At 66.5% G+C, this 12,883-nt stretch carries 14 protein-coding genes and 1 pseudogene; 13 read left to right on the plus strand and 2 right to left on the minus strand.

Annotated features, from left to right (window positions below; all coding sequences use genetic code 11):
• Positions 1-13 precede the first annotated feature (13 nt).
• Positions 14-751, minus strand: coding sequence for a DUF1345 domain-containing protein (locus IFY26_RS02785; RefSeq protein WP_232547484.1), 738 nt, complete (start codon positions 749-751; stop codon positions 14-16).
• 134 nt (positions 752-885) lie between these two features.
• Here IFY26_RS02785 and IFY26_RS02790 point away from each other — a divergent pair, with 134 nt between their 5' ends.
• Genes IFY26_RS02790 through IFY26_RS02805 form a run of 4 tightly spaced genes read left to right on the plus strand, consistent with a single transcriptional unit; the run spans position 886 to position 4,490 of the window.
• Positions 886-1,878, plus strand: coding sequence for an ABC transporter ATP-binding protein (locus IFY26_RS02790; RefSeq protein ID WP_232547485.1), 993 nt, complete (start codon positions 886-888; stop codon positions 1,876-1,878).
• Positions 1,879-1,880: 2 nt separating this feature from the next.
• The gene (locus IFY26_RS02795) at positions 1,881-2,645 is read left to right on the plus strand and encodes an ABC transporter permease (protein ID WP_232547486.1); all 765 of its coding nucleotides are present in this window, start codon (positions 1,881-1,883) and stop codon (positions 2,643-2,645) included.
• 31 nt (positions 2,646-2,676) lie between these two features.
• Positions 2,677-3,870 carry a sensor histidine kinase gene (locus IFY26_RS02800; RefSeq protein ID WP_232547487.1) on the plus strand — a complete coding sequence of 398 codons (1,194 nt, stop codon included), beginning with the start codon at positions 2,677-2,679 and terminating at the stop codon, positions 3,868-3,870.
• Positions 3,867-4,490, plus strand: a complete 624-nt coding sequence (locus IFY26_RS02805) for a response regulator transcription factor (protein WP_232547488.1) — start codon at positions 3,867-3,869, stop codon at positions 4,488-4,490. Before IFY26_RS02800 ends, IFY26_RS02805 begins: the two co-directional genes overlap by 4 nt.
• Before the next feature lie 92 nt (positions 4,491-4,582).
• On the opposite strand, the gene IFY26_RS02810 is transcribed toward IFY26_RS02805, so the two are convergent.
• Entirely contained in the window at positions 4,583-4,846 is a 264-nt protein-coding gene (locus tag IFY26_RS02810) for a hypothetical protein (protein ID WP_232547489.1), read from the minus strand.
• Positions 4,847-5,295: 449 nt separating this feature from the next.
• Here IFY26_RS02810 and IFY26_RS02815 point away from each other — a divergent pair, with 449 nt between their 5' ends.
• The 9 genes and pseudogenes from IFY26_RS02815 to IFY26_RS02855 all read left to right on the plus strand — a co-directional run bounded on the left by IFY26_RS02815 (position 5,296) and on the right by IFY26_RS02855 (position 12,872).
• Entirely contained in the window at positions 5,296-5,961 is a 666-nt protein-coding gene (locus tag IFY26_RS02815) for an AraC family transcriptional regulator (protein ID WP_232547490.1), read from the plus strand.
• A gap of 36 nt (positions 5,962-5,997) precedes the next feature.
• A pseudogene (locus IFY26_RS02820) lies at positions 5,998-7,344 on the plus strand (IS256 family transposase).
• Between the two features lie 33 nt (positions 7,345-7,377).
• Complete coding sequence (locus tag IFY26_RS02825) at positions 7,378-7,602, plus strand: helix-turn-helix domain-containing protein (protein ID WP_269779067.1); 225 nt, start codon at positions 7,378-7,380, stop codon at positions 7,600-7,602.
• Between the two features lie 214 nt (positions 7,603-7,816).
• Complete coding sequence (locus IFY26_RS02830; protein ID WP_232547491.1) at positions 7,817-8,890, plus strand: ArdC-like ssDNA-binding domain-containing protein; 1,074 nt, start codon at positions 7,817-7,819, stop codon at positions 8,888-8,890.
• A complete protein-coding gene (locus tag IFY26_RS02835; RefSeq protein ID WP_232547492.1) occupies positions 8,890-9,825 on the plus strand; it encodes a bifunctional DNA primase/polymerase in 936 nt (311 codons plus the stop codon). The genes IFY26_RS02830 and IFY26_RS02835 overlap by 1 nt, the downstream gene beginning before the upstream one ends.
• Before the next feature lie 2 nt (positions 9,826-9,827).
• A complete protein-coding gene (locus IFY26_RS18075; protein WP_332836146.1) occupies positions 9,828-10,523 on the plus strand; it encodes a DUF2637 domain-containing protein in 696 nt (231 codons plus the stop codon).
• The gene (locus tag IFY26_RS02845; protein ID WP_232547494.1) at positions 10,520-10,927 is read left to right on the plus strand and encodes a hypothetical protein; all 408 of its coding nucleotides are present in this window, start codon (positions 10,520-10,522) and stop codon (positions 10,925-10,927) included. Before IFY26_RS18075 ends, IFY26_RS02845 begins: the two co-directional genes overlap by 4 nt.
• A gap of 92 nt (positions 10,928-11,019) precedes the next feature.
• Entirely contained in the window at positions 11,020-11,880 is an 861-nt protein-coding gene (locus IFY26_RS02850; protein ID WP_232547495.1) for a hypothetical protein, read from the plus strand.
• On the plus strand, positions 11,880-12,872 hold the full coding sequence (locus IFY26_RS02855) for a ParB N-terminal domain-containing protein (RefSeq protein WP_232547496.1): 993 nt from the start codon (positions 11,880-11,882) through the stop codon (positions 12,870-12,872). The genes IFY26_RS02850 and IFY26_RS02855 overlap by 1 nt, the downstream gene beginning before the upstream one ends.
• The last annotated feature ends 11 nt before the right edge of the window (positions 12,873-12,883 follow it).

Consider the following 12,883-nt stretch of genomic DNA (forward strand, 5'->3'; position numbering starts at 1 on the left):
ATTCAGACCCCAGCTACACCGTGGATTGTGATGAGCCCCCAAACGTGGCGATGAGACCGCTGATGAGGGAGACGGTCATGGCGATCACCAGGGCGTTGAAGGCGAACGCGATCACGGTATGCGTGCGAACAGCTCCAAGCGATGCTCTGGTTGTAGGGGTTGCGGCCGACAGCGCGCCAGCCGACGAGATCATGAGAGCTACCGTGAGGAAGTCCACGAATCGCGGCTGGTCTTCGGTGTCAAAGGCGAAGAGTTCGCCTGCGGAGTGGAGACGGAAGTAGCGGAGTGCGAACGCGTAGACGACGGTAGTCCACGCGATGGCGGCAGTGAAGAGCGCGAGAAGCGTCAGGAGCGTTCCACCCTCCTGTGTACCGAGCACCGCTGCGGCGATTGCGCCGGCGACTGCCGCAACCGCGACCGAGATTGCCCAGTTCTCGGTACTTCCCAGACCGAGAAGCCGTGCGATCGGGCTCGGCCCACGCTGGTACTGAACCTTTCCAATGCGTGACAGCTCCGCGGGGTCGGTGCGGGTGAAGACATGGTGCGTCCAGATGAGGTACGCCCCCAGTGCCGCGATCAAGACAGCGCATCCCATGCCGGCGATGAGCACGCGGCTCGACATGCCGGAGCCGGCTTGGGGAAACACGATCGCGACGAACCCGGCGACGCCGACTCCGAGGGGAATGCCGCCGCGTACCCCGTCGTCGTAACAGAAGGGAACGATCCTTGCGGGCCTGGTTCGTGGTCTCATCCTCTACGAGGCTAGGTGACTGCCACCGCGTATCCAGCACCTCACGCGAAGTGCCGGGCGATTGCTGACAAATGTCATTCCGACGGTGACGGTCGTGACTACGCGGCAGCTCCCGGTCGCGGGAGCCTTGGAGCATGCCTTCTTCTCCACACCTTCGTTCTCCGAGTCGCACGTCGATCGTCGCCGTCGAAAACGTGTCGTGTTCCTACGGCGACTTCCTTGCTGTCGATGCCGTCAGCTTGTCTGTGGAAGCGGGACGCATCCATGCGTTGCTCGGCACGAACGGTGCCGGTAAGACGACTCTGCTTGAGACCATCCAGGGGTTCCGGCGTCCACTGTCCGGCGGCATCGAGGTGTTCGGTCGCGATCCGTGGCGTCATCGCACAGAGGTTGCCGGGCGCACCGGGACGATGCTGCAGGAGTCCGGTCTGGTGGACGAGATGACGGTCGCCGATCAGCTCTCCCTCTGGCGAGGTGTGAGCGTGCGCGAGGACTCCGTAGATCGGGTGTTGAAGCTGGTGGGCCTCGACCATCGCCGCCGGGTTCCGGTATCGGTGCTTTCCGGTGGCGAGCGACGGCGCCTGGACTTCGCGATGGCGCTCTGGGGCGACCCCGAGCTGGTTGTGCTGGACGAGCCGACGACGGGCCTCGACCCGCAGTCGCGGCGCACTATGTGGTCGATCATCCGCGACCTCAACGCCGCCGGTACTACGGTGCTTCTCACCACGCACTACTTGGACGAAGCGCAGCAACTTGCTGACTCGGTGACGATGCTCGATCAGGGGCGAATCGCGATCGAAGGCACCATGTCTGATGTCCTCGCCGCGATCCCGGCCCGCATTACCTTCGACACCGACGCAGACGCGCCAGCTCTCGCCGAGCTGTGGTCGCTCGTAGCTGGTGATGTCGCGCAGACCCCCGCTGGCGGTACGAACAATGACCCCTCCGCGCGGGCGACGGTCTGGTCGATCACCGTACAGACACCTGAGCTTCAAGATGATGTGGCAGCGGTCATGGACTGGGCGCGTGCCCGAGGTCTGCGACTGGACCGGCTGCGCTGCGCGCCTGCGTCGCTAGAGGAAGTGTTCTTCGAAATGGGTTCCGCCCTCACCACAGGAAAGGCCTGATCATGACGACCGCAACCGCGAACTCCAAGAGCCCCAGCAGGCTCATCTCGTCTTTGATGTTCGCCGAGCTGCGGGTCTTCATGCGTCAGCCGGTGATGATCGCGCTGACGCTACTGTTGCCGGCCGGCCTTCTCGGGATCACAGCGGTCGCCGAGGTCTCCGATCAGCCCGACGTGTGGGCACAGATCGCCGGACGCAACGTTGTGGCCACCCAGTGCATCACGGTCTACTTCGTTGCGCTGAACACGATCACCGCACGTCGGCACACACTCGCGCTGAAGAGGTTGCGCACGACCGCGTTGCCGAGCTTCGGGATCGTCGCCGGGCTCCTCACCCCACCACTACTCGTTGGACTTTTCCAAGTCACGGTCGTACTGGTCGGCCTCGGGTTCCTCGGCGCCCCGATGCCAGACTCACCGCTGCTCGTCACTGTCTCAGCCCTTGCAGGCATGGTGATCGCTGCCCTTGCTGGCGTGGTCACCAGCGCATTCACTGCAAACCCGGAGAAGGCGCAGTGGACCATGCTTCCCCTGTTCGTCGCAGCAATGGGCGCCGTCTCGATCCTGCCCACCATCGGGGAAGGAATGCTCGGCGTCGGGTTGCGCCTCGTGCCGCTCGTGGCCAACGCGCATCTTGTGACGGCAGGATGGATACCAGGAGATGTCAGCGGCGCGACCGTCGCCACTGACCTCGGCATCATGGCCTCCTGGATTCTGGTGCTCGGGGTGCTGGCCTGGCGTACCTTCCGCTGGGAACGCAGACACTGAGAACACGAGCCGCGAGCGAAGAGAGGGGCGTATGAACAGAGTAAAGCGGGATCGCTTCCGCGGGATCGCCAGCTACGTTCACGCCTCCCACGCGATCCTCGCCCTGGCAGCCCTCCTTGGCCCCATCGCTGCGATGTCGCTCCAGCCCTCCGCCCATATCGGCCCCGCGATCGGCGTCGGCGCGCTGGCCTGCGTGGTCGCGCTTGGCGGTGCGATTGCGGTAGCGATCGATTTCGCTCCGTGGCACCGGCTCACTCGACCCTTTGCGGCCCCGCGCCGCAGGATGCTCTTGGATGTCGTCGTCACGCTTGCCGCGCTGGCGATCTTACTGCTGCTACCCGCCGTGAACGGCGGCGTGAGCATCGCCGCGATCCCGATGGCCTGGGCGCTGCGTGCCATCGCCGGCGGGTCCTTCTGGTCCGGCATCGCCCGTATGTTCGTAGTTGCCGTCGCCTGCGGACTCGTCGCCGGGATCACAGCACTCGCAACCGGACTGGTCTGGGAACCGCTCAGTCTGGTGGTGGCGCTCCTGTTCGCGTTCGGAGTGCTCGGGCAGGACTCGATCTACAGTCTCGCTATCGAGCTGGACGACCTGCGCGCCCTCGAAGCCGACCGAGCTGTCGCGACCGAACGCAAGCGTCTCGCCGGTGATCTGCACGACATCCAGGGCCAGCACCTCAGTCTCATCACCGTCGAAGCCGAACTCGTGACTCGACTCATCGCGGCTGGTGACACATCCGGCGCCACCACGCACGCCAGGCGACTACAGGGCATCGCTGCGGAGGCCCTGGACGAGCTGCATCGGGTCGTCCAGGACACCCGTGCCGTCAGCCTCGAACAAGAGGTCACGAATGCGGCTCGGGTGCTCCAAGCGGCCGGCATCACGGTCACCCTCGACATGGTGGACATCGGCCCGCTACCAGAGGCCGCGGATCGACTGCTCGGGCTGACCGTGCGCGAAGCGATCACGAACATCCTCAAACATTCGCGCACGAGAGACTGCACGATCCGCGTCGCCTTCGACACCCGCACAGGCATAGAAGGTGTTGCCCTCTCGGTCACCGACTCCGGCCCCTCCGCGCTACACACAGTACGCGCGAGCGGCACCGGACTCACGATGCTGCGCGAACGATGCCGAGAAGCAGGTGGCGACTTCGCATTCGTCGCCGGTTCAGGGGCGAAACTCACGGCCTGGCTGCCGATTTCCGAAGGAGGCTCCCGATGAGCGAACCCAGTGCCCCGATCCGAGTGATCCTCGCCGACGACGAACTGTTGCTGCGCGAGGCCGTGATGACGCTACTCACCCTGGAAGACGGGATCAGTGTGCTCGGCACCGCATCGACGGGCGCCGAAGCTGTTGAGTTGGTACGAAAGACGCGTCCTGATGTCGCGGTGCTCGACCTGGAAATGCCCACCCAAGACGGCATCGAGGCGGCTGCCGAAATCCACCTGCTGGCACCCGACACCCGCGTAGTGCTCCTGACCCGCCATGCTCGCCCCGCCGTGCTTCGCCGAGCTCTCGACGCGGGAGTATCTGCGTTCGTCACGAAAGCGACCTCCGTGAAGGAGCTACCGAGCATCCTCCGCTCTGTCGCGTCCGGAGGTAGGTACGTCGACGGCGCGGTCGCCACTGCCGCGCTCTCAGAAAGCAACTGCCCACTCACAGACCGAGAGATCGACGTGCTGCGCGAGTCCATCGATGGAGCCACGATCCGCGTCATCGCCGAACGCACCCATCTGGCGCCCGGCACGGTGCGCAATTACATCTCGACGGCGATGACAAAACTCGGCGCCCCGAACCGTGTCCAGGCTGCCCGCATCGCCTGGAGCGACGGCTGGATCTAGCCAGACAACAGCAGTACGAGGGATGGCGCACATTTATCGGCGGGCGCCATCCCTCTATTGACTGCGGTCTGGTCTTCGCCGCGAGCGCGCCTCTACCGGCGACGCCACTTCGGGATGCCGACTGCGGCGCGGAGCACGAAGTACACCACGGTTGCCCCCAGCAGCACCCAACGCCACAGTTCAGGCAGGCGATCGGGGAAGATTACGAACAAGAGCAGGGCAACGGCCCCGATTTGCACGATCGCCGCCAAAAACTCGCGGCCGGGCGTGGAAGCCGGCCCCAGGCTCATCAAGTCCATTCCGAGACTCCGCTTCGGGGCCGGTGTTTGCCGCGGCTCGTCGTTCCATGCGCTCATACCTCTACGGTCGCGCAGCAGCAGCGAACCCGTTAGGCACAACCGTCATCGGCTGAATGACAAACGTCATCAGCTCTGATGACGCGCATGACTGCCGCCCACTATCGATCCGTCGCAGGCTCGTAGTGTTCGAACTTTCGTCTCCACGCGTGAGGAAGTAGTCGTCGTGTCCATCCCGCCTTCTGTTCAGGCTTTGCAGGCGATCTCGCCGCCGCAGAGACCATCGGTGTCGACACGAGTGTTCACCTGGGAACCAGGCCGATAGATCCCCGTGCTGGCGGACGCCAGCCCGCAACATGCCACCTAAGCCGATGCCAACAAGACCAATACGGCCGGGAGAAGCGGCAGGGACCAGCGGGAACGAGAAGGTGGGTCCCGCGCGAACGGAGCGGCTTGGTGCTGCACTCGCTCCGATCGTGACGCGGACGCGGACGCAGCATCGGTCAACCGTGCCTATCGCCTATGACTGCGTCACGATCACGGTGATACGAGACGGCAGCGCGATCTTGCTCAGCGAGTTCGGACAGCAACACGTCAAGGCCGGTGATGTAATGCTCCTCGGCGCAAACACCCTGTGCGGCACCGAACCCGAGAGCCACGTCACCGTGACCACGATCTATGCGGACACCGACTACGTGGTCGATCAGGTGTTCTGGCAACATTTCGGACTCCTGCATGACCGTCTTGAGGCACAGGACTTCGCGGCGACCATCTACACCGAGCCTGCTCAGATACTCCGTCTCGGCGAGGATCGTGCTGGACTGCTGATGCCCTGGCTGGATGAGCTGGTGGCGTTGAGTATTGAGGATCGCCCTGTATCGAATTTCTATCGGATGCAGGCGCTCTGGTTCTCCGTCGCGCACGTCATCGCCCCGTTCATCAAGACTTCGATGACTCGCACATCACCAACTCAGCGCCCAACGACATGCCCCGCCGTGCCCCGCCACCGCAGGTTCGCACCTCTGCGGACCGAAGCCCGCAGAGCGGCCGAACTCCTGCATGACGATCCGGTACATGGCTGGTCAGTCACAGAACTTGCTAGTCAGGTGAACTTGTCGAAGTCCCAAGTCGGGCGGCTCTTCGTGGAAGCGGGGTCTGTCCTAGAAACGGTGTAAGTGGCTCCATCGCCCTGCGGGGCAGGAGGAGTCATGATGACCGAGACAACCAGCAACAGCTCGTCGGCCGTGGAGTCGGCCAGACTGGAGGCTGTGACCCCAACACCACCGTCCCCGCCGGATGAGCCGGCTGAGTTGGACAAGGCCCAGCGTGAGGCGATCGCGCAGATGGTGCGTCAGGCCAAGGACGCCGGCATCGCCCTGACCGGCCCCGACGGCCTGCTGAAGGCGTTGACCGCCCAAGTCGTCGAAGCAGCCCTCGACGAAGAGTTGAATGAGCACCTGGGCTATGACAAGCATGACCCCGTCGGGCGCGGCTCAGGCAATTCCCGCAACGGCACCCGCTCGAAGACAGTGATCACCGACAACGTCGGCGCCATCCAGATCGACGTGCCGCGGGATCGTAACGGGACGTTTGAGCCGCAGTTGGTGAAGAAGCGCCAACGTCGCTTGTCGGACATGGACCAGATGGTGCTGTCGTTGTTCGCGAAGGGGCTGACGACCGGTGAGATCGCCGCTCACTTCGCCGAGGTGTACGGCACGAGCGTGAGCAAGGACACGATCAGCCGGATCACCGACCGCGTCGTCGACGAGATGAACGGGTGGATGAGTCGTCCGTTGGAGCCGATCTACGCCGCGATCTTCATCGACGCGATCGTGATCAAAGTGCGGGATGGGCAGGTGCGCAATCAGCCCTACTATGCCGCGATCGGTGTCGATCTGGAGGGTCACAAGGACATTCTGGGGATCTGGCCCGGCAACGGGGATGGGGAGTCGGCGAAGTTCTAGTTCGCCTGCCTGACCGAGTTGAAGAACCGCGGTGTCAAGGACGTGTTCTTCGTCGTCTGTGACGGGTTGAAGGGCCTGCCCGACTCGATCGGGCAGGTCTTCCCCGCCGCGAAGGTGCAGACGTGTTTGATCCATTTGCTGCGCAACAGTTTCGGTTACGCGTCGAAGCGGCATTGGCCTGAGATCGCGGTGAACCTCAGGCCCGTTTACGAGGCCCCCACGCCGGAGGCCGCTGAGCGGGCGTTCGAGGAGTTCGCGGAGAAGTGGGGCAAGGCCAACCCGGCGATGATCCGGCTCTGGCGCAATGCCTGGACCGAGTTCGTGCCCTTCCTGGACTACGACGTCGAGATCCGCAAGGTCCTGTGCTCCACGAACGCGATCGAGAGTCTCAATGCCAGGTTCCGCAGGGCGGTGAGGGCTCGTGGGCACTTCCCGAACGAGCAGGCCGCGCTTAAGAACTTATACTTGACCGTGAGATCGTTGGACCCCAAGGGCACCGGTCAGACCAGATGGGGCATGCGCTGGAAGCCAGCGTTGAACGCGTTCGCCACCACCTTCGCTGACCGCATGCCCGCGGCCAGCACCACCCAGTAGAACCCGCCACTTACACCGTTAATCGGATAGTCCCTGGAAGCGTTCGGCAAGTCTCCCATCGCCTACTTGACGATGTTGCGGACGGAGCGGATGGCGGGTCTTCTGCGCGCGACGGACACGCCGATCGCGGTGATTGCGCGCGAGGTGGGATGGGGCGATCCTGATTTTGCGGCCCGTCAGTTCCGCCGCAGCGTCGGCGTCACGCCGCGCGAGTACCGGGCGATGATCCGCTCGCGGCTCTCGCAAAGTTCCGGGTGATGCACGCAGATTTCCCGGCGTTATCCGCAGGCTCGGCCCTGTGGGGCGATGTCGCCCCGCTCGGTCGTGTAATCCGGTAGGGACTCGTCGGGTTCATCACGGAGCCTGCCGGTCACCGTCTCGGTTCTGATCCGTGCCGTCTCTTGATCCTCTCGGCGTACCTCACAGTCGCACGACCGCCTCTTCGGCGGTCTTGGCGAAGGGAGGTCAGACGATGGCTGTGACGGAGGAAGCGCGGGCTGCGCGGGATGCGAAGCTCGATGATCTGCATGAGCGGCTGACTGGCGCTGTTGAGACGCTGGTGTCCGGTGAGGACTGGGCGCGGGCGTTGGAGTTCGCCTCGCGGTTCCGGTCGCGCTCGTTCAACAACACGCTGCTTATCTGGGTTCAGCACGAGGCAGCGTTCGAGGCCGGCAAGGTGCCGAACCCAGTGCCGTCGCATGTGGCCGGGTATCGGCAGTGGCAGCAGCTCGGCCGGCAGGTGCAGAAGGGCCAGCAGGGCTACATGATCTTCGCCCCGGTCACGGGCCGCTTTGCCTCATCGAACCCTGCTGATCCGTCGTCGTGGCGCCGGTTGGGGCCGCGGGAGAAGCACAAGGTCAACGAGGTCGTGCGCACCCGGATGGTGGGTGCCCGGCCCGCCTATGTGTGGGATGTGACGCAGACCGAGGGCGATCCGATCCCGGAGACTCCCGCGCCGAAGCTGCTGGACGGCGAAGCCCCGGCTGGGCTGTGGGATGGCCTGGCGGCTCAGGTCGAGGCGCTGGGGTTCGAGATCGTACGAGTGTCGGATGCCGGGCAGATCGGCGGCGCGGACGGGCTGACGGATTTCAGGACGCGGCAGGTGTCGGTGCGAACTGACGTGACCGAGGTGAACCAGGTGTCCACGTTGGTACACGAGCTGGCCCATGCGCTGATGCACGACCCCAAGGACGAGGACGCCCGCCAGCATCGCGGCATCTCCGAGGTGGAAGCCGAATCCGTGGCGTTGATGATCGGTGCCGCGCACGGACTGGACACGAGCCGCTACACGATCCCGTATGTCGCGGGGTGGGCGTCGTCGGTCAAGGACACCGAACCGGCCGAGGTCATCAAGGCCACCGGCGAGCGAGTGCGCAAGACGGCGCTGAGCATCCTCGACCAGCTCGACACCTTCCAGGTCTCCAACGGCACCCCGCCTGGTCTCACCCGCGACGCCCCCGCTTCGGAGGCGTCGTCTCGGTCGGCGGTACCGTTGCCCGAGCGCCAGCCAGCGGGCGCACCGGCCCTGGCCGGACGGGGGCTGTGATGGTCGGCCCGGAGGCGCTGGACGTGCTCGCGAAGGCGGGCCGCGGCTGGCGGCTGAATCACGCCGCGATGCTGCTCGCTGAGGGCGGCGTGCCCGTGTTTCCCTGCGCGCCGGGCGGCAAGACCCCGATCACTCGCCACGGCCACTTGGATGCCACGACGGATCGGCGGCAGGTGCGTGCGTGGTGGCGCCTGCATCCGTGGGCGAACATCGGCATCCCGACCGGCGCCGCGTCGGGCCTGGTCGTGGTCGATGTCGATGTGCATGGCCCGGTCGATGGCCTGCGGGCGTTCGTCCGTGCCTGCGACGCGGGTCTGCTCAAGGGGTGGGGTCTGCTGGTGAGCACTCCGACCGGCGGGCAGCACGCCTACTTCCCGGCAATCCCGCGGGTGGAACAGCGGTCCTGGCAGGCCGGCAGCGCGGGTATCGACTTCCGTGGCGACGGCGGCTACATCATCGCCCCGCCTTCGATCCGCATCATCGACGGCATCGCCGGCCGGTACAAGGTCGGGGGCGGCAAATACCTCGGCCAGCCGTTGCCTGTGGACTCGGACCGGTTGCGGGACTTCCTGGACCCGCGCCCCATCCCGACCCATCCCGTCGTACCTGCTCGGGATCGTGATGGGGCGGATGCTGATCGGTTGGCGGCGTGGCTGGGCCGGCAAGCGACCGACCGGAACCTGAAACTGTTCTGGGCCTCGTGCCGTCTCGCCGAAGGCGGCGTGCCCGTCGCCGACGCGGTGGATGCGATTGTCACCGCGGCGCAGTCGGACTTCGGCGAGCGGGAAATCACCCGCACCGTCTACAGCGCCTACCGAAGCGTCGGCGCGGGAGCCCGCCAGCGCGAACCCGCCGACGCTCCTGGCTCATCTGGCGATGGGTTCGCTCGCTGTGATCGAGCCGCGCCACCATCCGCATCGCGGGGGTTGTCGTGATCGTGTGGCGGGGCCGCAGGTGGGCGGTCATCACCTCGGTCGTCGGGACCGTGTTCATCGCGGCCGGCGCGTTCTGGCTGTCCTTCACCGCACTGGCTGACCTCGCCCGCCGCGCCGGTATCGGGGAAGGGCAGGCCTGGGCTTGGCCGTTGATCGTCGATGGCGTGATCGTCGTCTCGACCGTCGCGGTGGTCGCGCTCGCGGGTGAACGGGCGGCTTGGTATCCGTGGACGCTGCTGATCGGCGGTGCCGCAGTGTCGGTGACCGCGAACGCGCTGCACGCGATCGTCGCCGCCGACGCCGACGTACCCGCCGGACTCGCGGCGGCGGTCGCGGCCGTCCCGCCCGTGGTGCTGCTGGCCTCGACCCATCTGACCGTCGTCCTCATCCGCACCACCACCCAACCCGCCGCCGAAGCCGCCACGGTTCGTGAGCCGGTCGCGCTCGAAGTCGCGCCGACCGAACCGCCTGTCGTGGCTTCACCGACGCCGGAGCTGGCGCGGCTCGTCCCTGTCGAGGTGCCGGATCGTCGGGTGCGGGCGGTCGAGCTGCGGGAGTCGGGGTGGTCGAACAAGAAGATCGCCCGGTCGCTCGATGTGCATCCCTCGACGGTGGGCCGCTGGTTCGCCGGCGCGCACCACCCCGATGAGCCCGAGCAACCACGCTCTGAGGCGATCTTCGAGGGAGCGAGACCATGAGCACCGACGACCTGATGCGCGAGCAACCACCCCGCCGCATCGACCCCGAACAGACAAAGCAGCCCGACACCGAAGCAGCCGAGGCGGCGAAGGTGGCGGGGACGCCGGACGCGGTCAAGCAGCACGCGGCCCGCCGCGACGCGGTGCGAGAGCGCATGGATCAGGTCCGCGGCCGGGGCGTGGAGTGGGTACGCCCGACCGATCTGATCGTGCGTTCCAGCGGAACGCTGGCGGGGCGTGGGATCGAGTTCAACAGCGAGCAGGGCCGCCGGTTCCGCTCGACGCTGGCGACGGGGACGCGGTCGGTGTCGGAGCGGGCGAGGCGGTTGCCTCCGTTGTCGGCGTTCGGTCGTCGCGGCCAGCACGTCGAGGGTCCGGCGCGGTCCGGGGTCGGGATGAGGTAACGGGGTGGTGATGAGTCATGGACACCCAGCACGGCGGGGTGACGGTCGCCAGGAGCGACCGGCGCACCTGCCTGCCAGGAGGTGCCCCAACCATGACTTCAACCACGACCACGGCGACCGATCCTGCGGGTGAGGACTACACCAGCGGTGAGGGCCTGCGTGCTCTGCTGAACCGGCTCCACGACGCCGGCCCCGGAGCGTGGGAGCACGACCCGGTAGCCGCCGAGCTGATGGCCTATTCGGCGGAGAAGTACACGCCGCTGGCGCGCAAGCACGGCCTGGACCCGTGGGAGGCCGCATCGGCGGCGTTCGACGTGATGCGCACCCGCGCGGCCCGCGAGGCCGACGACCCCTGGGCCGTGGTCACTCATGCGGTGCGGATCACCTGCATCGCTGAAGAGCGCGGCCAAGGGCTGCTGTGCTCGGTGCATCAGGCGCGGCGTCCGCATGTCTCTTGCTTCCACGACCCCGAACGGCTCTCCGAGCGCGAGAACGCGCTGTCGGATTACCACCCGGCGTTTCACGTCGCCGACCCCCACCACCACGACGACGAGGTGGATGCGGATGTGGGTGAGCCGGCGTCGGTGACTAGCGCGGTGGAGGACGCGATCTTGTTGTTCATGCTGTTGGGCTGGCCCGAGGGCACCGCCCGGCCGGCGATCGAGCACGTCTGCGAAGCCCTCGCCCGGATCGGGTCACGCACCGGCACCTATGAAGCCTTGCGCCGTGACCGGCACGCCCGCGCCCTGCTCGATGTCCCCGCCGCCTCGTGGACGGTGCTGTTGCGGGTGCTGCTGGGCCGGACGACTCCCGGATATGGGGCGACCGGCGAAGGCCGCGGCATCCTGCTGCGGCTGCTGATCGGTGAGGGCCTGCCCGTGCTGCTGGGCGATGACGGGCTTGTGGCGACCATCAGCCACGCCGCACCCCACACCCGACGTAGGGGTGCGTGATGACCGCGGCGACGGGGCACATCGAACTCGACCGGACCGTCGAGTCGATCCAGGTCGGCCGCCGCCACCGCCGAGACCTCGGTGACCTCGATGCGCTCGCGGCGTCGATCGAGCGGGACGGGCTGCTGCAACCCATCACCATCACCCCAGACGGGTTGCTGGTGTGCGGGGTGCGGCGGCTTGCGGCGATCCGGCAACTCGGCTGGCGCACCGTCAACGTCTGGGTGCGCTCGTCCATCTCGGACAGGTTGGGGCACCTGCTGGCCGAGCAGGACGACAACCAGCTCCACAAGATCCTCTCCCCGCTGGAAGCGGCTGGCCTGTACCGCGAAATCAAGGAACTCATGGCCGAGGACGCCGCCCACCGCGACCAGGCGACGCAGTTCTCGACGGAGAATCAGCCCCGGTGGAACGGGGGTGGAAACTGTCCACCCCCGTTGACCCCGCCCGGCAAGGTCCGCGAGCAGGCCGCCGCGATGATCCCCGGTGCCCCCTCCTACAAGACGATGGACAAGATCGGCTACCTGCAACACCTCGCCACCGACCCCGACACCCCTGAGCCGCTGCGGGCTGAGGCGCAGGCGGGGTTGGTGCAGATCGAGGCCGGCGGGCCGGTCGATCCGGTGTACCAGCGCATCCGCGACATCCACCAAGCCGCCGCCGACGCGCATCTGCACGACCTGGCCGAACAGGCATTGGCTCGCGTGGACGCCCAGACGAAGGAGCAGAAGGGCAAGAAGAAGAGGGCGAAGAAGCCGACCCCGGCTGCGCCGGTGCCGGATGCCCGGTATGCGGTGCGGGCGTTCGTGCTGACCTGGACGGAACTTGACTCGTGGTGGCTGCACTACGACCTGGACGAGCTCGCGGCCCAGCTCACCGACGAGCAGGCCGAAGCGTTCTACGCGACTGCCGAAGGCACCCGCCGGTTCGCCACCGACCTCCACGCCGCGCGGCAACAAGAACCCGCGACCCCACGGCTGCGCGCGCTCTGAGGCCGAAGCCC

Source organism: Propioniciclava soli (assembly GCF_014858005.1).
In the GTDB taxonomy this organism is placed as follows: domain Bacteria; phylum Actinomycetota; class Actinomycetes; order Propionibacteriales; family Propionibacteriaceae; genus Propioniciclava; species Propioniciclava soli.